Source organism: Bosea sp. (in: a-proteobacteria) (assembly GCA_023910605.1).
Taxonomy (GTDB): Bacteria; Pseudomonadota; Alphaproteobacteria; order Rhizobiales; family Beijerinckiaceae; genus Allobosea.
Genome location: JAAVVV010000001.1, coordinates 2,524,861 through 2,539,893 on the forward strand (window position 1 = coordinate 2,524,861; position 15,033 = coordinate 2,539,893).

A 15,033-nucleotide genomic window follows, 5' to 3' on the forward strand; every position below is an offset into this window, starting at 1 on the left:
CCGGGCTCATGCGCACCCCCTTCCCGTAACCGAAGTCTGCGCAAGTCCGGCGAGGCAATCTCGGGTCAACATCTGAGCCGCCGCGCGGCGATGGGCCGCCGAACTGCGCACATCGTCGATTGGCGCAAGCGCCTTGAAGTGGCTGGCTTCCACGACCTCGGGAGCAGCGGCAAGCGGCTGGCCGGCCAGCGCGGCCTCCAGCCCCGTCAGCCGCTTCGCAACAGCCGAGCACGCGCCCACCGCCACGCGCGCCGCCACGATCCGCCCCGCCTCATCCACGGCAAGGCTCGCCGCCACCATGGCGATGGAGATCACGAGATAGCGCCGCGCGCCGAGCTTCACGAAATGGCTGCGTGCGGATGCTCCGAACGGCGGGATCAGCACAGCCGTGACGATCTCGTCGGCGGCCAGCGCCGTGCGCCGGTAATCGAGATTGAAGTCCGCGAGCGGCAGGACGCGCCGCCCCCTCAGGCTCGCCAACTCCACCGAGGCATCGAGCGCCATCAGGCAGGCGATGCCGTCGCCGGCCGGCGAGGCGGTGCACAGATTGCCCGCAAGGGTCCCTCTTGCCTGGATCTGCACGCCGCCCACCTCACGCGCCGCGGCTTTCAGCCCGTCAAACAAAGGCGGCAATCCCGCGCCGATCACATCGCTCCAGCGGGTCAGCGCACCGATCCGCCAGCCTGCATCGCTGGCCGCGATGCCCCGCAGGCCAGGCAGGGCCGAGATGTCGAGCACATCCCTGTGGACCGGATCGCCCCACGCGGCGCGCGTCACCTTGGCGGGATAGACGTCCGTGCCGCCGGCCAGCACAGTGACGTCATGCGCCGCGCGAACCGCCAGCGCCTCGTCCAGCGTCGAGGGGCGGTGATAACCGATCATGACGCCTCCCTCCAGCCGAACAGCCGCGCCGCCTCATCGGCGGTGTAGTAGCCCCGCGCCACATCGCGGGCGATCAGCGCGGGCGCCCTTTCGCAAGGCGGGCCATAGCCGCCGCCGCCTGGCGTCATCACCTCGACCCGGTCGCCGGCGCTCAGCGGTATGTCCTGGTCCTTCGACAGATGCTCGGGCGTATAGACGACGCCGCCACGATGGATGCGCACCACGTTCGGCGCGCCATCCGCGCCGCCCTGCACGCCCGGCGGGCCGAAGCGGCCATGGTCCATCACGAAGGAGGCCCTCGCCTGTCCGCGCAGCAACTCGACCTCGTAATGGACGCCGAAGCCGCCGCGATGCCGGCCAGCCCCGCCAGACCCCTCGCGCAGCGCGAACCGGCGGAACAGGATGGGGTAATACTGCTCCATCACCTCCACAGGCGCGGTCTTGGAGATGCCGATGGTCGAGCAGCCATTGCTGAGCCCATCATGCTCGACATTGCCGCCATAGCCGCCGCCCGAGATCTGATACATCACATAGGCCGCGCCCTTGGCCGGATCGAAGCCGCCGAGCGCGAAATTGCCCGAGGACCCCGCAGGGGCCGCCGTGACCTTGTCCGGTATGGCCTGGGCCAGCGCAAGGAACACGGCCTCCGCAATGCGCTGCGAGACCTCCGCGGCGCAGCCCGAAACCGGGCGCGGATAGCGCGCATCGAGGAAGGTGCCCTCCGGCCTGAGGACATTGAGCGGCTCGAACGCGCCCGCATTGAGGGGCGTGTCAGGGAAGATATGCCGCACCGCCAGATAGACGGCTGACAAGGTGGTTGCGATCACCGAGTTCATCGGCCCCCGGCAAGGCGGGGACGATCCCGTGAAATCAAATCCGAGTTCAGAGCCTTGCACGGTGATTTTCAATGCGATTTTGAGCGGCTCGTTGACGACGCCGTCCGAGTCGACGAAGGCCTCCGAGGCATAGACCCCATCAGGTATGGTCGCGATGTGGGCGCGCATCAGATCGGCAGCCCTGACGCGGATATCGCCGATCGCGGCCTTCACGGTCGACGCGCCATGACGCTCGATCAGTTCGCGCAGCCGCTGCGCCCCGACCTTCAGCGCCGAGGCCTGGGCCTTGATGTCGCCGATGCGCTGGTCGGCCACGCGGATGTTGCTGCAAATGATCGAATGGATCTCACGGTCCATGACGCCGCGCTTGAAGAGCTTCACGGGCGGAAGCCGCAGCCCTTCCTGTTCGACCTCCGTCGCCTTGGCCGAAAACCCGCCCGGCACCATCCCGCCGATATCCGGCCAGTGGCCGGTGTTTTGCAGCCAGCAGAACAGCGCGCCGTCAACGAAGAACGGCATGGCGAAGCGGACATCCATGAGATGGGTGCCGCCCAGATAAGGGTCGTTGACGATGTAGATGTCGTCAGCGTCCGGACCGGCCACCGCGCCCTCGCCGATCAGCCGAGTGAGCTCGGCGGTCGAATACTGCATGGTGCCGACGAAGACCGGCAGGCCGAACTCGCCCTGCGCGATCAAGGCGCCATCGGTGCTGGCATAGATCCCCGATGAGCGATCATCGGCCTCGGCGATCACCGGCGAGAAGGCGGCGCGCGTGAAGGCGATGTCCATCTCGTTGCAGACCTGGGTCAGGCCGGCCTGAATCACCGCCACCGTGAGCGGGTCGAGCATGGGATGCGTCGTCATGAGGGCGCTCCGGGCGTGATCCTGAGATTGCCGATCGCGTCGACGCGCGCCGTCCAGCCCGGCTCCACCACGGTCGTCGCATCAAGCTGCTGGATCACGGCTGGCCCCGGCACCACGGCATCGATCGGCAGCCATTCGCGCTGGTAGATCCTCGCCGCGCGCCACTCCCCATCGGCATGGAGCGGGCGCGAGCTGACCACGGCCTCAGCCGTGCTGGCCTTCCGGCCTGCGGCATCTATCAGGCTGCCCAGCGGCAGGCGCCGGCGCTTGCCCACAACCGACGTCACGAGGTTGACCAGCACCGCCCTGATCTCCGGCAAGGACACCTGGAAGCGCTGGAAATAGGCAGCCTCGAACAGGGCCTGCAATTGCTCGCGGCTTACATCCATCGAGGGAAGCGCCACGCGGATGAGATGGGTCTGCCCGCGGAACTGCATGTCGGCCCCGTGGAGCACGATCGTCTCGACGATCTCGTCCTGCTCCGCGGCATTGATCTTGAGGCCCTGCTCGACCTGCTCGGCCAGCACGCGCGCCACAAGGCCCATGTCCGCCCCGTCGAGCGGCACGTTGATCGTCTGCACGAAGTCCTGCCTGAGATCCGCCACGAGGCAGCCCAGCGCATTGGTGAGCCCCGGACGCGCCGGAACCAGCACTTCGGCCAGCCCCAGCTCCCGCGCCAGCGCCACGGCATGAAGCGGGCCGGCGCCGCCAAAGGCAAAGAGAGCGAAATCGCGCGGATCATGCCCACGCGAAAGCGAGACCATCCGGATCGCGCCTGCCATGTGGGTATTGCCCAGCGTCAGCACCGCAGCCGCCGCAGCCTCGACGCTGAGCCCGAGCGGCCGGGCAAGCTGCTCATCGACCAGAGCGCGCACATGCTCGACCGTGACGGGATTGCGCACGGCAAGGAGCTTGCCGGGATCGAGCCGGCCCAGCACGAGGTTCGCATCCGTGATCGTCACCGCGCGCCCGCCCCGGCCATAGCAGATCGGGCCTGGCTCCGAGCCGGCCGAATGCGGCCCCACGGTCAGCATTCCGGCGGCGTTGAGCGAGGCGATGGAACCGCCGCCCGCGCCCACGGTGCGCACATCGACCATGGGCACATGGATTGGCAGGCCGTAGGCGATGGTCAGTTCAGCCGACACCTCCGGCACGCCGCCATGAATCAGCGCGACGTCGGTGGAGGTGCCGCCCATGTCATAGGTGATCGCGTTGGCGAGGCTGCTCTGCTCCAGCGTCGCAGCAGCCGCCATCACGCCCGATGCCGGCCCGCTCATCACGGTCTTGGCGGCCTCGCGCGCCACCAGCCGGGCGGAGACCGTGCCGCCATTGCCGTTCATGACAAGCAGGTCGCGCCGGAAGCCGCGGCCCTCCAGCTCGCCCTGCAAACGCCGGACATAGCGGTCGAGGATAGGCTGCACGGCGGCGTTCACGCTCGCCGTCGTGCCCCGCTCGTACTCGCGGTATTCCGAGAGCAGCGCATGGCCGAGCGTGACATAGCCATTGGGCCAGACCTCGCGCGCGATCGCGCCGGCGCGCATCTCATGGGCGGGGTTGGCGTAGGCGTGCAGGAAGTGGATCACCAGCGCCTCGCAGCCCTCCGCAACCAGCCGCCCGGCCGCTTCGCGCACGGCTCGTTCGTCGAGCGCCGTCACGATCTGCCCGCGCGCATCCATGCGCTCGGGCACCTCGATGCGCAGCTCACGCGGAATCAGCGGCTCGAACGTGCCGAAAAGGCCATAGGGCCTGGGCCGGGTGCGTCGCCCAAGCTCCAGCGTGTCGCGAAAGCCCATGGTGGTGATGAGGCCGACGCGCGCCAGCTTGCGCTCCAGCACCGCATTGGTGGTCGCTGTCGTGCCATGGATGATGAGGTCGAGATCGGCCGGCGAAACCCCGGCCGCCTCGATGGCGGCGATCACGCCATGCGCCTGATTCTCGGTCGTCGTCGGAATCTTGGCCAGCCGGATCGCGCCTGCCGGCTCCTGCCCGGCCAATCCCGCCGCCGCTTCATAGAGCAGCAGATCGGTGAACGTGCCCCCCACATCGATTCCTGCAACGCGGCGCAATCGGCAGACCCCCCAAGCTTGCACGATCATTTGTGCACGAATGAGTTTGCCGGGCAAGTGCCCGTCAGGGCTCGCCCTCACACCGTCAGATAGGCTTCTCGCACCGCGTCATTGGCCTCCAGCTCGGCCATCGTGCCCTCATAGCGGATCGCGCCCTTCTCGATGACAAAGGCGCGGTCGGAGACGGCGGCGGCGAAATGCAGGTTCTGCTCGCACAGCAGCACGGCGATGCCCGTGGCCTTCATGGCGATGACGGCCTCCGCCATCTGCTCGACGATGACGGGCGCGAGGCCCTCGGAGGGCTCGTCCAGCAGCACCATGTCCGGGTTGCCCATCAGCGTGCGCGCGATGGTGAGCATCTGCTGCTCGCCGCCCGACATGGCCGAGGCGCGGCGTCCCTCCATCTCGGCGAGGTTGGGGAAGATCGCGTAGAGCCGTTCCAGCGTCCAGGCCGGGCGGCCCTCGCGTGCGGGCCGGCGTCCGACTTCGAGGTTCTCCTGCACGGTGAGGTCCGTGAAGATGCGGCGCTCTTCGGGCACATAGCCCAGCCCCAGCCGCGCGATCCGGAAGCTCGGCAGTCGCCTGATGTCCTGGCCGGCAAACTGCACCCGATCGGCGCGGGCCTCGATCAGCCCCATGATCGCCTTGAGGGTCGTCGTCTTGCCTGCGCCATTGCGGCCCATCAACGCCGCGACCTCGCCGCGCCTGACCTCCAGCGTCACGTCGAACAGCACCGAGGCCTGGCCATAGGCGGCCGTGAGGCGCTGCACGGAGAGAAGCGGCTCGCTCATGCCCGCCCCCGGCGCGCGCGCATGGCCGCCTCAACGCCCATATCGCCGAGATAGACCTGCTTCACCCGCGCATTCGCCCTCACCTCGTCGGGCTTGCCTTCGGCGATGATCTCGCCGCGCACAAGGACGAGAATACGATCGGCATGGGCGAAGACGGCGTCCATGTCGTGTTCGGTGAAGAGCACGCCGATCCCGCGCGCCCTGGCGATGCCGGCGGTCAGTTCCATGAGCTGCGCCCGCTCGCGCGGGGCCATGCCGGCGGTGGGCTCATCCATCAGCAGCAATCGTGGCTTGGATGCGAGCGCGATGGCCAGCTCCACGCGCTTGACGTCGCCATAGGCGAGCTCGCGCACCGGCCTGTCCGCATCCTCGCGCATGCCGACAAGGGCGAGCAGGTCCAGCGCCTCGTCCCGGTGCAGCGTCGCCGCAGGCGCGCCGAACGACATCAGCTGCCCGTGCCATGAGATCAGAGCCATCTGCACGTTCTCGGCCACGCTCATCGACACGAAGGTCTGCGCGATCTGGAAGGTGCGCCCGATGCCGCGCCGCCAGACCTCCCGCGGCTGAAGCCCGGAAATCGGCTGCCCGTCGAACAGCACCTGGCCTGAATCAGGCCTCAGCTGGCCGCCCACCATGTTGAAGGTGGTGGACTTGCCCGCCCCGTTCGGCCCGATGATGGCGAGCATGTCGCCCGCCTCGAGCGAAAAACGAACGTCGCGTGCGGCCACCACGCCGCCAAACCGCTTGTTGAGGCCTTCGACTCTCAGCAGGCTCATGGCCGTGCGCCTGCCTCGGCCGGAGGCGGACTTGCAGCACGGGCCCTGGCGTCGGTGAGCAGCGCGCTTGCGCCGGCAATGCCCCGCGGGAAGGCCAGCACCATGGTGATGATGGACAGCCCGAGGAACAGCCGCCAGAAATCCGTAAGCGGCATGAAGAAATCCTTGATCGAGTGGAAGGCCGCCGCGCCCACGATCGGGCCAATCACTGTCTGGATGCCGCCGAGCAGAACCATCACGAGAAAGTCCACCGACATCGGAATCGAGATCATGGTCGGGTCTATCGAGCCCTTGGAGAAGGAATACAGGCCGCCCGCCAGGCCCGCCGCCGCACCCGAGAGGGTGAAGGCGAACCAGCGGATGCGGCGCACATCGATGCCGATGGCGTCGGCCCGCACGGCGCTGTCGCGCGCGGCCCTCAGCGCATAGCCGAAAGGCGCGTAGATGGAATGGCGCAGCGCGATGATCGCGCTGAGGGTGAAGGCCAGCACGAGATAAAAATAGACCTGCCGGTTCGAGGCCCAGGCCGAGGGCCAGACGCCGACCACGCCATTGTCCCCGCCCGTGACCTCGACCCACTGGAAGCAGACCGCATAGACGATCTGCGCGAAGGCCAGCGTCAACATGGCGAGATAGATGCCAGACAGGCGCACGATGAAATAGCCGAACAAGGCTGCAAAGGCGCCGGCGATCAGGGGCGCCAGCAGGATAGCCGGCTCCATGGACAGCCCGCCCTTGGTGACGAGCAGCCCCGCCGCGTAGGCGCCCAGCCCGAAATAGGCCGCGTGGCCGAACGACACGATGCCGCCCACACCGATCAGGAAATGCAGTGAGAACGCCGCAAGCGCCAGCACAAGCACCTCGATGCCGACCTTGACCATATAGTTGTCCCCGACGACCGGCAGCGCCAGCAGCAAACAGATCGCCACCGCCGCCACGATCCTGTCGACCCGGCCGAAACGCTTCAGCGAGAGGATGCCTTCGGGCAGGATGGCGCGGCCCGCAGCCGCATCGGGGCGGCCGAACAGGCCCCAGGGCTTCACGACAAGCACCACCGCCATCAGCAGGAACACCAGCACGAGCGTGATCTTGGGAAAGATCAGGATGCCGAAGGCCTGCAACTGCCCGATGATCAGCGCGGCGACGAAGGCGCCGGGGATCGAACCCATCCCGCCGATCACCGTCACCACGAAAACCTCGGTGATGATGGAGATGTCCATCTGCGTGTTGACCGCCACGCGCGGTATCTGCAGCGCGCCGCCAAGCCCGGCGAGGAAGGCCCCCAGGAACAGCGTGCCGGTGAACAGCCAGGCCTGGTTGACGCCCAAGGCGCCGACCATCTCGCGGTCCTGCGTGGCGGCGCGGATCAGCACGCCGAAGCGCGTCTTCTGCATCAGGAGCCAGAGGCCAAGCAGCACGACAAGCCCCGCCCCGATCAGGAACAGTTCATAGGCCGGGAAGCGCTGGTCCATGATGTAGACGCCGTGCCGAAGCGAAGGAGCGCGGGGGCCGGGGATCTCGACCGCGCCCCAGAGCTTGATCACGAGATCCTGCACGATCAGCACGACGCCGAAAGTGGCAAGCAACTGAAAGAGTTCCGGCACCTTGTAGATTCGGCGCAGGAGCACGATCTCCATCGCCGCGCCGATCACGCCGACAATGAGCGCGGACACAAGCACGCCGAGCAGGAACATGGGCAGCGAGCGGTCGACCTCAAGCAGCATCGGCACAATGGTGACGGCCAGATACGCACCCAGCATATAGAGCGAGCCATGCGCGAAGTTCACGATCCGCGTCACGCCGAACACGATCGTCAAGCCGGAGGCGATGATGAACAGCGACGCCGCGCTGGCAAGCCCGGACAGCGACTGGATGACGATGAAGGAAAGATCCATGGCGGTCGTCATTCTCGGGCGGAGCGAAGCGGAGACCCGAGAACCCCAGCCCCGGACGGGATGGCCGGGTCAGGCCCGGCCATGACGGTGAATGCCCTCACGCCTTACGCGCCGCCCTGACCTCGGCCTCGCTGAACATGTATTTCGCCCCATCCTCGAAGCGCCAGTTCTTCATGGCGCCGGCCTTGCCCTTCAGCGTGGTCTCCCCGACCCAGGCGCCCATGGTTGCCTGCTTGTCGATGCCGCGCATGGTGACAGACCCGGAGATCGTCTCGAACTTCATGTCGTCAAAGGTCTTGAGCAGCGCTTCGGTCTCGAGCGAGCCTGCCTTGGCGATCAGATCGCGGCTCATATAGGCGAAGACGTAGCCAAGGAACGAGCCAAGCCGCGGCGTGTCGTTGAAGCGGGAACGATAGGCGTTGACGAAGGCCGCATGCGCCGGATCGGTGATCTGCTCCCAGGGGTAGCCGGTCACGATCCAGCCCTCCGGCGTCTCCTCGCCCAACGGGATCATGTATTCCGGCTCGCCGGTCAGCAGGCTCACCACAGTGCGCCGCTCGAACAGGCCGCGCGTGTTGCCCTCACGCACGAACTGGGTCAGGTCCGCGCCGAAGGTCACGTTGAAGATGCCGTCGGGCCGCGACTGGGCGAGCGCGCCCACGGTCGCGCCGGCATCGATGCGCCCCAGAGCCGGGAACTGCTCGGCCACCACCTCGAAGCCAGGCGTCGCCTCGGCCATCAGCTTCCTGAAGTTGGCGGCCGCCGACTGGCCATACTCGTAGTTGGGCGCGACGATGGCCCAGCGCTTGATGCCGCGGGCCTTCACCGCCTCCACCAGCATCCTGGTCTGCATGTAGGTGGAGGGCCGTAGGCGGTAAGTGTAGCGATTGCCCTGCGCCATGGTGAGCGCGTCGGTCAGCGGCTCGGTGGCCATGAACATGATCTTGCGCTGATTGGCGAAGTCGGACACCGCAAGCCCTACATTGGACAGGAAGGTGCCGGCGATGAACGAGACATTCTCGCGCGTCACCAGTTCCTCGGCCACACGCACCGCATCGCCCGGCGTCGAGCCGTCATCGCGGAACACGAACTCAAGCGGCCGGCCAAGCGCCCCGCCCTTGGCGTTGATCTCGTCCTGCGCCATCTGGATGGCGTTGCGGTAGGGCAGCGCGAAGGCGGCCATGCGGCTGTAGGAATTGATTTCTCCGATCCGGATCGGCGCGCCCGAAGCCGGCGTCTGCGCCCTCGCCCCGAATGGCGCGGCCAGCGCCGCCGCAGCCATGCCGCCCACCACCGTGCGGCGCGTCGTCTTGATCGTCATCGAACCATCTCCAGCCTTGGTGCCCAACCCGGGCAGGATGATATCTGGCCCCGCAGCCGCTGCAAGCGTTATGCTTGAACGAGCGTGGGCGAAGGTTTCAGGCAGGCCAGGAGCCTGTCCGCGCCGCCGGCCTTCCCTTGCCGCCGCCCGCAAGCCCGAACCGGGATGGCTACGCGCCCAGACCGCATTGTTTCGGCCTCGCCTCGCAATGAGGGCAAGGCAGGCGACCAGCCTCACTTCTCGACGAAGGCCTTCTCGATCACGTAATGGCCGGCGCTCGACGAGGAACCTTCGGCAAAGCCGCGCTGCTTCATCATCACGACCATGTCCTTGAGCATGGCCTCGGAGCCGCAGATCATCACGCGGTCCACGGCCGGATCCAGGAGGCCCAGTCCGGCCTTTGCCGGAATGCTCCCGTCGGCGAGGCCGTCCGTCACCCGGCCCGTGTTGCCGAAGGCCTCGCGCGTGACGGTGGGGTGATAGACCAGCCTCCCCGCCGCGACCTCCGAAAGGTACTCGTCATCGCGCACGCGGCTCACGACATGCTGGCTGTAGCCAAGCTCCGACACCTGACGGCAGCCATGGATCGCGATCACCTTCTCGTAGCGCTCATAGATCGCGAAATCGCGGATGATGCTGGCGAAGGGCGCAAAGCCCGTTCCCGTCGAGACAAGGTAAAGGTTGCGGCCGTCCAGCAGACTGTCCTGCACCAGCGTTCCGGTGGCCTTGCGGCCGATCAGCACGGTGTCGCCGGGCACGATGCCCTGCAAGCGCGAGGTCAGCGGCCCGTCCGGCACCTTGATCGAGAAGAACTCCAGCTCCTCGTCATGGTTGGGGCTGGCCATGGAATAGGCGCGCAGCAGCGGCTTGCCATCGACCACAAGGCCGATCATCGCGAATTGCCCGTTCTCGAAACGGAAGCCGGGATCGCGCGTGGTGCGGAAGGAAAAGAGCCGGTCCGTCCAGTGATGGACATGGGTCACGGTCTCTTCGAAAAAGGCAGCCATTCAGACTTGCTCCGGAAGCGTCGGCGCTCATTAGTGCACGAATGATCGGCCAGCAAGCATGGCCACGAAAAACCGATGGTTCACACCACCACCTCGCGCATCGGCTGCGCCTCAACGTTGAACACGCGCATGTAGCGCGAGATCTCGGTGTTCGGGCCGGTGGCCTTGGTGGGATTGTCCGATATCTTGACCGCCGGGCGCCCATTGGCTGAGACGACCTTGCAAACCACGGAAATGGGGTCGAGCGAACGCTCGCGGGCAAGGCCGCGGAAATCATTGGTCAGCAGCGTGCCCCAGCCGAAGCCGAACCGCACCTTGCCGAAGAAATGGCGATGGATCGCCTCGATGGCATCGACGTCGAGGCCGTCCGAGAAGATGATCTGCTTGGTCAGCGGATCGACGCCGCGGCCCTTCCACCAGGCGATCGCCTCCTCGCCCCCGAGGATAGGGTCCTTGGAGTCGATGCGGATGCCGGTCCAGGCATCCATCCATTGCGGCGCGCTCGCAAGGAATCCGGTCGTGCCATAGGTGTCCGGCAGGATGATGCGCAGGTTGCCTTCGTAATCCTGCTGCCAGTCGGCGAGCACCTGGTAGGGAGCAGCGGCGAGTTCTGCATCGTTCCTTGCCAGTGCGGAATAGACCATGGGCAGTTCGTGAGCGTTGGTGCCGATCGCCTCCACCTCTCGCCGCATGGCGATGAGGCAGTTCGACGTCCCGAGGAAATTGCCGCCGAGGCCCTCGATCATGGCCTGCACGCACCAGTCCTGCCAGAGGAAGCCGTGGCGCCGCCGCGTGCCGAAATCGGCGATGCGCAGATCTTTCAGCTTCTGCAGGCGGGTGATCTTCTCCCACACCCGCGTCATCGCCCGCGCATAGAGCACCTGAAGCTCGAAGCGGCCAAGCCCGCGCAGAACCGCGCGCGAACGAAGCTCGTTGATGATCGCCAGCGCCGGGATCTCCCACATCGTGGTCTCGACCCAGGGCCCGTCGAAGGTGAGTTCATATTGCCCTTCGCGGATCTCCAGCTGGTAATCCGGCAGGCGCAGCGCCTCGAACCACTCCATGAAGTCAGGCGAGAACATCTGGCGGCGGCCATAGAACATGTTGCCGCGCAGCCATGTGCTCTCCCCGCGGGAGAGCTTGAGCGAACGCACATGGTCAAGCTGCTCGCGCAACTCGCCGACATCGATGATCTCGGCCAGCCTGATGCGGGTCGTGCGGTTGATCAGCGAGAAACGCGCGGAGGTGTCGCGCTGCCGCCGCCAGATCGTCTGCGCCATGAGGATCTTGTAGAAATCCGTATCCAGCAGCGAACGGACGATCGGATCGATCTTCCAGGTGTGGTTGTAGACGCGCTGGGCGAGGTCGGTCATGGGCTCAACAAAGTCCGGTCAGGATCGTCGCGCTGAAATGACCATGAATTCCAGGCCATGGCGAGGGGGGAGAAGGCTCGGCGCCCCGGCTAAGGACACGCTATGCGAAGCTGTCGGCATAGGTCTGCCGCAGCACGTTCTTCTGCACCTTGCCCATGGTGTTGCGCGGCAGCTCGTCCACGATGAACACGCGCTTCGGCTGCTTGAAGCGGGCGAGCCGGCTCTCCAGCGCCTTGATGATGGCGGCTTCCTCAAGGCTCGCGCCCCTGGCGCGCGCCACGACGGCGGTCACCGCCTCGCCGAAATCCTTGTGCGGCAGGCCGATAACCGCGCTTTCCGCCACGCCGGGCAGCGCATCGATCTCGCTCTCCACCTCCTTGGGATAGACATTGTAGCCCCCCGTGATGATGAGGTCCTTGCCGCGTCCCACGATGTGGACATAGCCGCGCGCATCGATCTTGCCGAGATCGCCGGTGATGAAGAACCCGTCCGGGCGGAACTCCGCGGCGGTCTTTTCGGGGTTGCGCCAGTAGCCCTTGAACACGTTGGGCCCGCGCACCTCGATCATGCCGATCTGTTCGGACGGCAGGGACGCTCCCGTTTCAGGTTCAACCACCCGCGCCTCGACCCCTGGCAGCGGAAATCCGACCGTGCCCGGCACGCGCTCGCCGTCATGGGGGTTCGAGGTGTTCATGTTGGTCTCGGTCATGCCGTAGCGCTCGAGGATGGCGTGGCCCGTCCGGGCGCTCCAATCCCTGTGCGTGTCGGCCAGCAGCGGCGCGGAGCCGGAGATGAACAGCCGCATATGGGCGGTGGCCTCGCGGGTCAGTCCCGGGTGATCGAGCAGGCGCACATAGAAGGTCGGCACGCCCATCATGGTCGTGGCGCGCGGCATCAGCCTCATCACTTCGTCCGCGTCGAACTTCGGCAGGAACAGCATGGAAGCCCCCGCGAACAGGACCACATTCGTGCCGACGAAGAGCCCGTGCGTGTGGAAAATGGGCAGTGCATGCAGCAGCACGTCGGACCGCGTGAACCTCCAGCAATCCACCAGCGTCAGCGCGTTCGAGGCAAGATTGTCATGGCTCAGCATCGCGCCCTTGGAGCGCCCTGTCGTCCCCGAGGTGTAGAGGATGGCGGCGAGATCATCGGCAGCGCGATCCACATCGCTGAAGCGCGATGGCTGCTGCGCCGTGCGGGCCATGAGACTGCCCTCGCCACGCGCGTCCAGCGTCTCGATTGCCGCGCCGCGCGCGATCCGGGCGATGCCCTCGGCCTTGGCAGGATCGCATACAATCAGCGACGGCTCGGCATCGGTGATGAAGTATTCAAGCTCGGCCAGGGTGTAGGCCGTGTTCAGCGGCAGGAACACCGCGCCGGCCCGCACGCAAGCCAGATAGAGCATCAGCGCGCTCGCGCTTTTCTCGACCTGCACCGCGACCCTGTCCCCCGGCGCGACGCCCGCCGCGACGAGGCCATGGGCGATGCGCGCGGAGATGGCGTCGAGATCGCCATGGCTGATCGTGGCGCCGTCGGGATGAACGAGGAACGGGCTCGCAGGCGATGGCATGCGTGAGCGGATGAGATCAAAAAGATGATTCGGCATGCGTTTCGGTTTCTTCAAGATGCCGGCTTGGAGGCAAGACCGGACAATTCGAGCTTCAGTTCGGGAGAGAGGGCGCTGACCCCATGATCTGCATAGCGCTGATGACAGGCTTCGACCATGGGCAAGTCATGCAGCAAGTCATGCAGATCGTTGGCCATTGCGCCGAAGCCTTCCCTGAGGCCTTTCTGCGACAGGTGCGTGGCCGGATGGATTCTTTCGAGGCGCGCCCCGTCGCCAGGATGGAAGCGCTCGACAGGTGCGCCACAAGGCTTCCCGCACCATCGGCTCCAGCTGCGCGTCGCCAACCTCGTGAGCCGCTCGTTCGACGAACACCAGCCGGTTCCCGACGCGATCCGCACAGGCGACTGGCCTGCCGCCGCGGAGGCGCGGTGCAGCCATGCCGTCGCGCAGTGCAAAGGCTTCTCGGATATGGTCGCGAGCCGTCCCATGCTCCAAGGCTGCTTGATTTCCCGGCTTTAGGGGCAATCTTTACCGCAACGACGCCTCAACAACCGCCGGATCCACGGCGGGCATCAGGGAGAACGCCAAGAATGACAACCGAAACCTCCGGCGTCATGCGCCGCACGGCGCTGGCCGGCATTGCGGCGGCGCTGCTTCTCGCGCCCGTTCCGGCCTTTGCCCAGGCCGCCTGGCCGCAGCGCCCCATCACCTTCATCGTGCCCTTCGCCGCAGGCGGCGGCACCGACGCCTTCGCGCGGCCGCTTGCCGCCCAGCTCGAGACGCAGATCGGACAGCGCATCCTGATCGAGAACCGCGCAGGCGCCGGTGGCACCACGGGCGCTTCCGCCGCAGCCAAGGCCACGCCGGACGGCTACACCTTCTTCATCGGCGCGGCCCACCACGCCATTGCTCCGGCGCTCTACCCGCGCCTCGACTACAACATCGAGACGGACCTCGTGCCGATCGGCCTCGTCGCGACGCCGCCGCAGGTCATCGCGGTCCATCCCGGCAAGGTGCAGGCCAGGACGCTGGCCGAATTCATCGCCTTCCTGAAGGCTAACCCCGGCAAGCTCAATTATGGCTCGGCCGGCAACGGCACGACGCATCACCTTACGGGCGAGCTGTTCAAGCTGCAGGCTGACGTCAATCTCGTGCACGTGCCCTATCGCGGCGCGGGCCCGGCCCTTGCCGACCTTATCGCGGGACAGATCGAGGTGATGTTCGACGGGCTCGGCTCGTCCGCCAGCCACATCCAGGCCGGCACGTTGCGCGGCCTCGCCGTCGCCGCGGCCAGGCGGTCCCCCGCGATTCCGGACGTGCCGACCACCGCCGAGGCTGGCCTGCCCGGCTTCGAGGTCGCCACCTGGTATGCGCTCTGGGCGCCGAAGGGCACGCCGCCTGAAATCGTTGAGCGCATCGGCGGCGAACTGCGCAAGGCCCTCGCCTCGCAGCCGATCAAGGACGCGTGGGCCCGCAACGGCTCGGACATCCCCACCATGATGGGCGCCGAGTTCGCGGCTTTCCTCAAGGCCGAGATCGCGCGCTGGGGCAAGGTCGTGGCCGAGGCCAAGGTCGCGCTCTGACGGGCCTGATCGGCCGGCGTCATGAAGGCGTGGCCCAGGCTGCGCCTTCTCTTGTCGTGAAAACGGCAGGCT

Annotated in this window: 12 protein-coding genes; 1 reads left to right on the top strand and 11 read right to left on the bottom strand. The window is 66.8% G+C overall.

Annotated elements, in window-relative coordinates; all coding sequences use genetic code 11:
- Positions 1-6: 6 nt before the first annotated feature.
- The 11 genes from HEQ16_12150 to HEQ16_12200 all read right to left on the bottom strand — a co-directional run bounded on the left by HEQ16_12150 (position 7) and on the right by HEQ16_12200 (position 13,776).
- Positions 7-879, bottom strand: coding sequence for an FAD-binding molybdopterin dehydrogenase (locus HEQ16_12150; protein MCO4054774.1), 873 nt, complete (start codon positions 877-879; stop codon positions 7-9).
- Complete coding sequence (locus HEQ16_12155) at positions 879-2,582, bottom strand: methylhydantoinase (protein ID MCO4054775.1); 1,704 nt, start codon at positions 2,580-2,582, stop codon at positions 879-881. Before HEQ16_12155 ends, HEQ16_12150 begins: the two co-directional genes overlap by 1 nt.
- Positions 2,579-4,678 (bottom strand): hydantoinase/oxoprolinase family protein, encoded by a 2,100-nt coding sequence (locus HEQ16_12160; GenBank protein ID MCO4054776.1) that lies wholly within the window; start codon positions 4,676-4,678, stop codon positions 2,579-2,581. Before HEQ16_12160 ends, HEQ16_12155 begins: the two co-directional genes overlap by 4 nt.
- A 47-nt stretch (positions 4,679-4,725) precedes the next feature.
- Positions 4,726-5,439, bottom strand: coding sequence for an ABC transporter ATP-binding protein (locus HEQ16_12165; protein ID MCO4054777.1), 714 nt, complete (start codon positions 5,437-5,439; stop codon positions 4,726-4,728).
- Entirely contained in the window at positions 5,436-6,215 is a 780-nt protein-coding gene (locus HEQ16_12170; GenBank protein MCO4054778.1) for an ABC transporter ATP-binding protein, read from the bottom strand. The genes HEQ16_12165 and HEQ16_12170 overlap by 4 nt, the downstream gene beginning before the upstream one ends.
- On the bottom strand, positions 6,212-8,110 hold the full coding sequence (locus HEQ16_12175) for an ABC transporter permease (GenBank protein ID MCO4054779.1): 1,899 nt from the start codon (positions 8,108-8,110) through the stop codon (positions 6,212-6,214). Before HEQ16_12175 ends, HEQ16_12170 begins: the two co-directional genes overlap by 4 nt.
- Before the next feature lie 97 nt (positions 8,111-8,207).
- Positions 8,208-9,431 carry an ABC transporter substrate-binding protein gene (locus HEQ16_12180; protein MCO4054780.1) on the bottom strand — a complete coding sequence of 408 codons (1,224 nt, stop codon included), beginning with the start codon at positions 9,429-9,431 and terminating at the stop codon, positions 8,208-8,210.
- A 233-nt stretch (positions 9,432-9,664) separates the two neighbouring features.
- A complete protein-coding gene (locus tag HEQ16_12185) occupies positions 9,665-10,438 on the bottom strand; it encodes a ferredoxin--NADP reductase (protein ID MCO4054781.1) in 774 nt (257 codons plus the stop codon).
- 80 nt (positions 10,439-10,518) lie between these two features.
- Positions 10,519-11,811: a nicotinate phosphoribosyltransferase gene (gene pncB, locus HEQ16_12190; protein MCO4054782.1), complete on the bottom strand. Its 1,293-nt coding sequence runs from the start codon at positions 11,809-11,811 to the stop codon at positions 10,519-10,521.
- 100 nt (positions 11,812-11,911) lie between these two features.
- Positions 11,912-13,417: a malonyl-CoA synthase gene (locus tag HEQ16_12195; GenBank protein MCO4054783.1), complete on the bottom strand. Its 1,506-nt coding sequence runs from the start codon at positions 13,415-13,417 to the stop codon at positions 11,912-11,914.
- A gap of 14 nt (positions 13,418-13,431) precedes the next feature.
- Positions 13,432-13,776: a hypothetical protein gene (locus HEQ16_12200; protein MCO4054784.1), complete on the bottom strand. Its 345-nt coding sequence runs from the start codon at positions 13,774-13,776 to the stop codon at positions 13,432-13,434.
- Between the two features lie 216 nt (positions 13,777-13,992).
- Between HEQ16_12200 and HEQ16_12205 the strand changes: the two genes are divergently transcribed.
- Positions 13,993-14,961 carry a tripartite tricarboxylate transporter substrate binding protein gene (locus HEQ16_12205; GenBank protein ID MCO4054785.1) on the top strand — a complete coding sequence of 323 codons (969 nt, stop codon included), beginning with the start codon at positions 13,993-13,995 and terminating at the stop codon, positions 14,959-14,961.
- Positions 14,962-15,033: the final 72 nt, after the last annotated feature.

What these genes read in the sequence shown, in the direction of transcription:
- HEQ16_12160 (MCO4054776.1), bottom strand. Translation starts at nt 4,678, where the DNA reads ATGATCGTGCAAGCTTGGGGGGTCTGCCGATTGCGCCGCGTTGCAGGA.
- HEQ16_12170 (MCO4054778.1), bottom strand. Translation starts at nt 6,215, where the DNA reads ATGAGCCTGCTGAGAGTCGAAGGCCTCAACAAGCGGTTTGGCGGCGTG.
- HEQ16_12195 (MCO4054783.1), bottom strand. Translation starts at nt 13,417, where the DNA reads ATGCCGAATCATCTTTTTGATCTCATCCGCTCACGCATGCCATCGCCT.
- HEQ16_12175 (MCO4054779.1), bottom strand. Translation starts at nt 8,110, where the DNA reads ATGGATCTTTCCTTCATCGTCATCCAGTCGCTGTCCGGGCTTGCCAGC.
- HEQ16_12205 (MCO4054785.1), top strand. Translation starts at nt 13,993, where the DNA reads ATGCGCCGCACGGCGCTGGCCGGCATTGCGGCGGCGCTGCTTCTCGCG.
- HEQ16_12180 (MCO4054780.1), bottom strand. Translation starts at nt 9,431, where the DNA reads ATGACGATCAAGACGACGCGCCGCACGGTGGTGGGCGGCATGGCTGCG.
- pncB (MCO4054782.1), bottom strand. Translation starts at nt 11,811, where the DNA reads ATGACCGACCTCGCCCAGCGCGTCTACAACCACACCTGGAAGATCGAT.
- HEQ16_12185 (MCO4054781.1), bottom strand. Translation starts at nt 10,438, where the DNA reads ATGGCTGCCTTTTTCGAAGAGACCGTGACCCATGTCCATCACTGGACG.
- HEQ16_12155 (MCO4054775.1), bottom strand. Translation starts at nt 2,582, where the DNA reads ATGACGACGCATCCCATGCTCGACCCGCTCACGGTGGCGGTGATTCAG.
- HEQ16_12165 (MCO4054777.1), bottom strand. Translation starts at nt 5,439, where the DNA reads ATGAGCGAGCCGCTTCTCTCCGTGCAGCGCCTCACGGCCGCCTATGGC.